This window comes from Aliterella atlantica CENA595 (assembly GCF_000952155.1).
Classification (GTDB): domain Bacteria; phylum Cyanobacteriota; class Cyanobacteriia; order Cyanobacteriales; family Chroococcidiopsidaceae; genus Aliterella; species Aliterella atlantica.
The window spans coordinates 48,533-56,216 of record NZ_JYON01000032.1 but is presented as its reverse complement, the minus strand read 5'-3'; the positions used below and the strand labels follow the sequence as shown (position 1 = coordinate 56,216).

Annotated in this window: 8 protein-coding genes; 2 read left to right on the top strand and 6 right to left on the bottom strand. The window is 42.1% G+C overall.

Annotation, left to right across the window (positions count from 1 at the left end; all coding sequences use genetic code 11):
* The first annotated feature begins 233 nt into the window (after positions 1–233).
* Positions 234–1,103 carry a carboxylating nicotinate-nucleotide diphosphorylase gene (gene nadC, locus UH38_RS21460; protein ID WP_045056738.1) on the top strand — a complete coding sequence of 290 codons (870 nt, stop codon included), beginning with the start codon at positions 234–236 and terminating at the stop codon, positions 1,101–1,103.
* 38 nt (positions 1,104–1,141) lie between these two features.
* The gene (gene argS / locus UH38_RS21455; RefSeq protein WP_045056737.1) at positions 1,142–2,908 is read left to right on the top strand and encodes an arginine--tRNA ligase; all 1,767 of its coding nucleotides are present in this window, start codon (positions 1,142–1,144) and stop codon (positions 2,906–2,908) included.
* A 27-nt stretch (positions 2,909–2,935) separates the two neighbouring features.
* Here argS and def read toward each other — a convergent pair whose 3' ends face one another.
* The 6 genes from def to UH38_RS21425 form a co-directional block, all read right to left on the bottom strand.
* Complete coding sequence (gene def, locus UH38_RS21450; protein ID WP_045056736.1) at positions 2,936–3,472, bottom strand: peptide deformylase; 537 nt, start codon at positions 3,470–3,472, stop codon at positions 2,936–2,938.
* A 121-nt stretch (positions 3,473–3,593) separates the two neighbouring features.
* Positions 3,594–4,577 carry an alpha/beta hydrolase family protein gene (locus UH38_RS21445; protein ID WP_045056735.1) on the bottom strand — a complete coding sequence of 328 codons (984 nt, stop codon included), beginning with the start codon at positions 4,575–4,577 and terminating at the stop codon, positions 3,594–3,596.
* Positions 4,578–4,633: 56 nt separating this feature from the next.
* Positions 4,634–5,026, bottom strand: a complete 393-nt coding sequence (locus UH38_RS21440) for a hypothetical protein (RefSeq protein WP_045056734.1) — start codon at positions 5,024–5,026, stop codon at positions 4,634–4,636.
* Between the two features lie 119 nt (positions 5,027–5,145).
* Positions 5,146–5,520 (bottom strand): hypothetical protein, encoded by a 375-nt coding sequence (locus UH38_RS21435; protein WP_082065472.1) that lies wholly within the window; start codon positions 5,518–5,520, stop codon positions 5,146–5,148.
* Positions 5,521–5,565: 45 nt separating this feature from the next.
* Positions 5,566–5,835, bottom strand: coding sequence for a hypothetical protein (locus UH38_RS21430; protein ID WP_045056733.1), 270 nt, complete (start codon positions 5,833–5,835; stop codon positions 5,566–5,568).
* Positions 5,836–5,945: 110 nt separating this feature from the next.
* Positions 5,946–7,613 (bottom strand): mechanosensitive ion channel family protein, encoded by a 1,668-nt coding sequence (locus tag UH38_RS21425; RefSeq protein WP_045056732.1) that lies wholly within the window; start codon positions 7,611–7,613, stop codon positions 5,946–5,948.
* Positions 7,614–7,684: the final 71 nt, after the last annotated feature.

Genomic DNA, 7,684 nt, shown 5'->3' with positions numbered 1-7,684 from the left:
TTTTTGGCTTTTCAACTATAATGTTTTCATGGTTCGGTGCGCTGCTAGTGAGTTGGGCACTCGCTTTGCTGTCTCCTTCCTCTCTGGCGCTTTACTAATGTAGCAATACTCCTTTGGCTTTGTCAACTGTTTTGTCCACTTTTTTTGAAAAAAACTTTGTTTTTGGTTGCAACCCTTATGTAGCAAGGAATTGAGTTAAATTATTCTTGTGAACGTATGGGGAAATAATTTTAGTGGTAAAGAAAGTTGGCATTTTGCCGCCTTGGATAGCAATCGATCCTTTATTGCGGGACTGGTTGTTAGAGGATATTGGTAGGGGCGATCGCACGACACAAAGTTTGCTTGCAATAGAAGTAAGACTGGGAACTGCTCAGTGGGTAGCTAAAGCTCCTGGAATAGTTGCAGGCTTACCAATAGCAGCAAGAGTATTTCAACTTCTAGATGAAAAAGTAAGCTTTGAAGCTATAGCTGATGAAGGAGAACGTTGTCAGCCAGGGCAGGTAATAGCTCAAATTGATGGAAAGCTGGGTGCTTTACTAACTGGGGAACGGGTAGCTCTAAATATAGCTATGCGCTTGAGTGGAATTGCTAGCTTGACTTACGATTATGCTGCTCAAATCGCGGACTTACAGGCTCGATTGGTGGATACGCGCAAAACTACACCAGGATTAAGACTATTAGAAAAGTATGCAACTGGAATAGGTGGAGCAATAAATCACCGAATGGGGTTAGATGATGCAGTGATGATTAAAGATAACCATATTGCCGCTGCTGGTGGAATTGGTGAGGCGATCGCCCAAATCCGCGATAGAATACCTTATCCTTTAACGATAGAAGTAGAAACAGAAACTTTAAAGCAGGTAGAAGAAGCCTTACAGCACGAAGCAGACATTATTATGTTGGATAATATGCAGCTTGAACTCATGCGGGAAGCTGTGCAGATAATTCGCGATCGCAATAGCAAGGTAAAAATTGAAGCTTCAGGCAATATTACTTTGGTAAATATTCGGGCTGTGGCAGAAACAGGTGTAGACTACATTTCTACTAGCGCACCTATTACTCAGGCAAAGTGGTTAGACTTGAGCATGAAAATACAAATGTAATGGTGTAGCCCAAAGCTAAGGCGATCGATATTAAAAATATGCAAAATACAGTAGAACTATTAAGACTTGAGTTTAAACGGGCTTTAATCGCTGCCTTTGGTGATGAATATGCAGCGATAGATTCTATGCTCGTACCTGCAAGCAATCCTAAGTTTGGCGATTATCAGTCAAATATTGCTTTATCTTTAGCTAAACGGTTAGGAAAGCCGCCAAGAGAAGTTGCACAGAAAACAGTCGAGCAACTGAATTTAACTGATATATGTCAAATGCCGCAGGTAGCTGGAGCAGGGTTTATTAACTTAACTCTAAAACCAGAATATTTAGAAGCACAGCTTAAGAGCATTTATGCAGATTCCAGATTAGGACTTATAGAAGCAAAAACGCCTAAACGGGTAGTGGTCGATTTTTCTGCGCCGAATATTGCCAAAGAAATGCACGTAGGACACCTGCGTTCTACTATTATTGGCGATTGTATTGCCCGTGTCTTGGAATTTCAAGGTCACGATGTACTTAGGCTCAATCATGTAGGCGACTGGGGTACTCAGTTCGGAATGTTGATTGCTTATCTACGAGAAGCTTATCCTGAAGCATTAACTACTGCTAATGCACTAGATTTAGGGGATTTAGTAACGCTTTACCGTAAAGCCAAGCAGCGCTTTGATGAGGATGAGGTATTTCGAGAAACGGCTAGGCAGGAAGTAGTAAGATTACAAGCAGGAGCAGAAGATACGCATAGAGCTTGGTTGTTGTTGTGCGAACAGTCACGGCGCGAGTTTGAAGTAATTTATAAGCTACTGGATATTCATTTAACTGAGCGGGGAGAATCTTTCTATAATCCTTTACTACCAGCAGTAGTTGCAGATTTAGATCGCTTAGGATTGCTAGTAGAAGATGCAGGAGCAAAATGCGTATTTTTAGAAGGGTTTACTAATAAGGAAGGCGAACCGCTACCGTTGATCGTGCAGAAGTCAGATGGCGGTTACAATTATGCGACAACCGATTTAGCTGCTGTACGCTATCGCATTGAGCAGGATCGGGCAAATAGACTAATCTATGTTACTGATGCTGGACAAGCTAATCATTTTGCACAAGTTTTTCAAGTAGCTAGACGCGCTGGTTGGATTCCAGATGATATTGAGATCGATCACGTCGCATTTGGTTTAGTTCAAGGTGAAGATGGTAAGAAGCTAAAAACGCGATCGGGAGAAACTGTCAAGCTAAGAGATTTGTTGGATGAAGCGATCGCGCGTTTTCGTGCTGAGTTGGAAACTAGATTGCAAAAAGAAGAGCGCGAGGAAACTGAAGAATTCAAAGCCAATGTTGCTAAGGTAGTTGGCATTAGTGCAGTTAAATATGCAGACCTAAGCCAAAACCGTACCAGTAACTATATTTTTAGTTATGACAAGATGTTAGCACCTCAAGGCAATACAGCGCCTTATATGTTGTATGCCTATGCTCGAACTCAAGGTATTAGTCGTCAGGGTGAAGTTGATTTTGAGCAGTTAGGAGACAACGTTGGTATTTTCTTACAGCATGAAACAGAATTGATATTAGCAAAACACTTGTTGCAATTAGATGATGTTATTGGTGCTGTAGAGCAAGATTTATTTCCTAATCGTTTGTGCGAGTATCTATTTCAACTGAGTCAGAAGTTTAATCAATTTTACGATCGCGATCGCGGTGTTCCAGTTCTAAACGCTGAGGAACCTTTACGAACATCTCGATTGGTGCTGTGTAATTTAACTGCTAGAACTTTAAAACTAGGATTGTCTTTGTTAGGAATACAAGTTTTGGACAGGATGTAAAACTTGCAAAAATCTCACAAAGCTTTGTTAAGGAGTGTTGGCAGCTAATAGCTTCTGATATTCTTGCTCTGTAATGAGATCGTAGGTACTTTGCAAGCGATCTACAAATACTATGCCATCTAGATGATCGAGTTCGTGTTGGAAGATACGAGCGACAAAATCTGTTAGTTCTTGTTTGTGCAATTTGCCATTGCGATCGCTATACTCGATTTCGATAGCTTGGTGTCTGGGAACTAAGCCTCTAATCCCTGGAATACTCAAACAACCTTCCCATCCTTTGGCTACCTCTGTTGAACTTGCTAGGATCTTGGGATTAATCATTGGGGTAGGTTCCATTTCTGGAGCGTTAGGATATCTGGGGTTGGGGCGAGAAGCTACAATAAATATGCGATCGCTCGATTGCACTTGCGGCGCAGCAATTCCTACTCCATTAACCTGGATGACGGTAGCAATTAAGTTATCGACTAATTTCTGAATGCGTGAAGATTTAATATCTTCGACTAACTGAGCTTGAGAACGGAGTAAAGGATGTCCTAGTTGGATGACTTCTAGTATTTCAGCCATGAGTTATGAAGCTAAATAGAGTATGCGAGGAGCGCTCGATCTGGGAAACAATCTCTAAGTTAACAATAATGCGATCGCCTTGCTATTAAAGGAAATTTTTAAGCCTTCTCAAAAGTGCGAGCTACTTGCGCTCAAAAGATGCAATTCCTTGCTGATGAGATTTTAATAGCTGATTTAGAGCTTCCAAAGCTGTAGTTTGAGAACGAACATGAGCATCGATAAATAAGCCAATTGCTTCCACTATCTTATTTCGCACTTCCTCTTCTGGTTGGGTAGCTGGAAAATCTAGCCAAGCTGTACCTGTAGTGTCATCTTTGGGATGAGTAATAGAGAAATGGTTTGCTCCTTCTAGCAGCAGTAGATAGCTATCATTTCTACCACCAGCGATCGCTTCAGTAAATGTGCGTTTAACTGGAATAGTAGCATCCTCCCAAGTTACTCCGTAAAGAGCGCCATTATTAGCAATTACTCCATCGCAGGTTCCGCCAATCAGCATTAGCGGTAAAACATCAGGTAAAGGTAAGATTATGCCTGCATCATAACCTAACTGCATAACTGCGGCTGAATGTGCGCCATAGGAGAATGCAGCTACAACTTGAGGAAAAAATTGTGGATTGGCATTTTCGATCGCAACTCTACCTCCAGCAGAATGCCCGCCTAATATAACGTGCTGTAAGTCAAGCATTCCTGCCAATACGCCCGTAGATTGCAAACTTTCTAATGCTGCTAGCAGTGTTGGCAAAGCTGAAGCTGTTGGACTTTTACCATAAGTATTTGGAGTTAAGTTTTTCAGATCAACACCTGGAGTAATAGCTACTATTCCAGGGAAGTTTTGGGCAACCCAAGAAAACGTTACTACTACAAGCCCGCGTTCTGCCAATTTAACAGCAAGCCATTGATACGAATCAATTCCACAATTGATGCCATTGAAGAAGATCGCAACTTTAAAAGGAGCGTGTTGAGAGTCGGCTGGAAAAATGCCCCTGTTTTGTTCTGGGTGACTTCCTAATACCTGGGCTGGATAGAAAATTTTCAGATGAATAGTGTCGTAGGGAGAGGAAGCGTTTTCGACTTTGACAGCTTGAAAAATTGCTTTAACACTCATGTCGCTAAGTATTTAGAATTTTTACTCTTACCCTTAACAGTATGAGTCTTTGTAGCTTAAAGACTTAGATGTTCAGATACAGTATCCAAAGGTTCGCAAAAGCTGTCTATGCCTTGTTGGATTACATACATGAGAACGGGAGTTACTAATAAAGCTGGGCAAAGCTTTGTTGCTGCTAGATGTCCCACCACTGGGGCAAAATTGTTTGCGAACAAGCTACTTCTAAATTCCTCAGCGCAAATAGCAGCGCGACACTTCTTTGCCAAACTATCTAACCATTCTGCATTTGCTATATCTGGTTGCTGCCCTACTCTAATTGCTAATACCACTGCTGCATCTTCTAAATTGCCTTCGCAATCTTCAATTTCTCTTAAAGCAGCGATCGCATCAGGATAGTCTCCTAATTGCTCCTGAAATCTAGCAATATCTTCTTGCGTAACTTGAGTCATAGCTTCCACACTTAAGTCAGGTAATTTTAATTTTGACGGACTTAAGGAATAATTGGCAAACAAAAAGCAGTGGAGTCGATCTTTCCACTGCTGTCGGAGCATAAGCTTTATTTATTTAATTACAAGCCAACTAATTCGCGCGATTCAAAGTCTGTTAGTTGTTGAGCGATCGCGCGTCTTGTCTCTAACTTGGCAACGCTAAACTGGTTGCGGAGGTATTCTAGGTGAGCTAAAGCATTGGCTTTCTCTGCTGTCAAACGCATTAGAGTATTAGTTGCTGTTTGGTACTCCCTATCTGTCAGCAGCACTTCAAACCGCCGCGATCTGCGTTGAGCGTCGTTTTTTAAATCTATATCGAAAGCCGATATCCGATCTGCATTACCTTCTACTCGATTGAGTAGTTGTTGTACTGCCATAATTTCCGAATCTAGCTCATTTACCCTTTGCGCCGCTTCTGCGATCGCTCCTGGGTAATGACTAAGTTGCATTGTCATCATATATGCTGGCTGCGAACTTGCAGTAGTTAAAATGGAATAAGATTAGGCGACTAACTCTTGCAATTGTGGATGAGCAGGGGTTACTGCTGCCGCACTCAATGGTAGTTGCTCGGCGTGCGCCATTGGTACTTGCTCTAGTACGTTGATTTCGATGTTTACAGACACTAAGTAACTGCCAGGTTCCGCGCCAATAGCATCAGCAATTAACTTAGCAAGTTCTGGGCGCTTGGCTGTAATTGGATCTCTGAGGCTGCAACGATCCCATTCATGCTTGGCAGTTGGGTTTAAATTGAGAATATAGTGCTTGGTCATAAGTCAAAAGCTTGCATTTATCTATCAGAACCTACAGAGCCACTGAGCAAAACTAGCTTCACGACCCTACCTCTATATTATAGTACATCTGTACTAAATAGAGTAGTAAATTAACGCTCTTTGGGCAGCTTTTTACCATCATTAGGAGCTTTAGACAATTCGCCAGGCTCGTTTAACCAGACAGATTGTTGCGGCAGTGGGATATCAATTCCTGCACTATCAAAAGCAATTTTGATGCGGCGGCGGTACTCCCTAGCTACCTCCCACTGCTTGAGAGGTTGAGTTTTAATCCAGACGCGAATCATCAAACCGCGATCGCTAAATTGTTCTACTCCTAATACTTGAGGAGGTTCCAAAATGTAGTCTTGCCACTGCGTTTCGCCATCCATCCCCAAGCCGATAGACTTAATTAAATTTAAAGCTGCATCAATATCAGTATTGTAAGAAATAGGAATATTGAGATCGGCACGCGACCATCGACTAGAAAGATTGGCTACAGTCTTAATTTCGCTATTAGGAATCGTAATCAAACGTCCCTCAGAGTCTCGCAACTGAGTAATCCGCAGATTTAAGTTTTCCACTAAACCGCCAAAAGTACCGACATTAATGACATCGCCGATCGCATACTGATCTTCTAAGATGATCAAAAAGCCATTGATTGCATCCTTGATTAGATTCTGCGATGCCAAAGAGATACCGACACCAATTAAACTAGCACCAGTTAAAATCGGTACAATATTCACGCCTAAAACAGATAAAGCAACTAGCGCACCGATGGTAAACCCGCTTAAAGTAGCAATACTTTTAGTTACGCCAGAAATTGTCGCTACTCGCAGTTGCAAACGCAGCGAATCTTCTTGCGTCAGCATCAGCGTATTATTGACTAAAACTGAAGTAGAGCGATCGATCAAAACATAACTCAGGCGGATAACCACATAAGTTCCTAACGCTACCAGTCCTACCATCATCGGATCTTTCAAAACCATGAAAAGCCATACGGGTACTATCCGCGTGTAGGGAAATAGTCTTAAAATTAGCAGCGTACCACCACCCCAAACAACCGCTTGAGCAAGTTGCGAAAGCCGTTGACGTATTTCTTGAATATTTCGCTGTTGCTGCTGGCTTAACTGCGTGCTTACAGCATCAGATGTAGACATAGTAGCCATAGGTATAGGTGGCAGCTTTATCCGATGTTGCCAGCGGCGAATTGCCCAGCTAGTTAAAACCATGCCGCAGAGAATTCCCCCAGCGATCGCTCCTTGAGTCCGCAAATAGCTGGCTTGACGTTCTTGTTTTGCTGTTTTTAATTCTTGTTCTAAAGATGTAGCAATAGTTTGAGCATACTTATCTACATCAGATTCTCCCTGCAATTTGGCATCTTGAGGCGTAATGGTCAGTAAGGTTTGGTTATCGACCACAATATCGCGAGAATTCTTATTGTTTTTGTTAAGCTGCGGCTCAACGTTAATATCTGCGGCATTACCAGCAAAGTATTGCTGGCTAATCGTCCGCAATCGCGTTTCAACTGTTGCCAAGCGCTGCAACAAAGAATTTCTATCTGTAGCTGTAATTTTAAATAAACGTCGCCCGTCTAGCCTTACCCAAGCATCAACAGGTTGGCTGCTAGGACTTGGCTGCGGAGAATTGGAATTACCAAATATATCTGGGATAGTTATCTGCGCTGATGCAGGAGAGATAACTAAGATAGTGAGTGCAATTGCTCCCATACTAACGCAAGCAGCTTTTTTGGGTGCGATCGCCCTAGATATAAATCGCATTATGACACCTCCTTTTAAGTACCCTAGATTATGATAGATGTTCACAATCTTAGTGAATACGGTTAAGCTAG

Coding starts and splice junctions, on each gene's coding strand:
- UH38_RS21440 (WP_045056734.1), bottom strand. CDS start 5,026: ATGACTCAAGTTACGCAAGAAGATATTGCTAGATTTCAGGAGCAATTA.
- UH38_RS21430 (WP_045056733.1), bottom strand. CDS start 5,835: ATGACCAAGCACTATATTCTCAATTTAAACCCAACTGCCAAGCATGAA.
- UH38_RS21435 (WP_082065472.1), bottom strand. CDS start 5,520: ATGACAATGCAACTTAGTCATTACCCAGGAGCGATCGCAGAAGCGGCG.
- UH38_RS21425 (WP_045056732.1), bottom strand. CDS start 7,613: ATGCGATTTATATCTAGGGCGATCGCACCCAAAAAAGCTGCTTGCGTT.
- UH38_RS21445 (WP_045056735.1), bottom strand. CDS start 4,577: ATGAGTGTTAAAGCAATTTTTCAAGCTGTCAAAGTCGAAAACGCTTCC.
- argS (WP_045056737.1), top strand. CDS start 1,142: ATGCAAAATACAGTAGAACTATTAAGACTTGAGTTTAAACGGGCTTTA.
- def (WP_045056736.1), bottom strand. CDS start 3,472: ATGGCTGAAATACTAGAAGTCATCCAACTAGGACATCCTTTACTCCGT.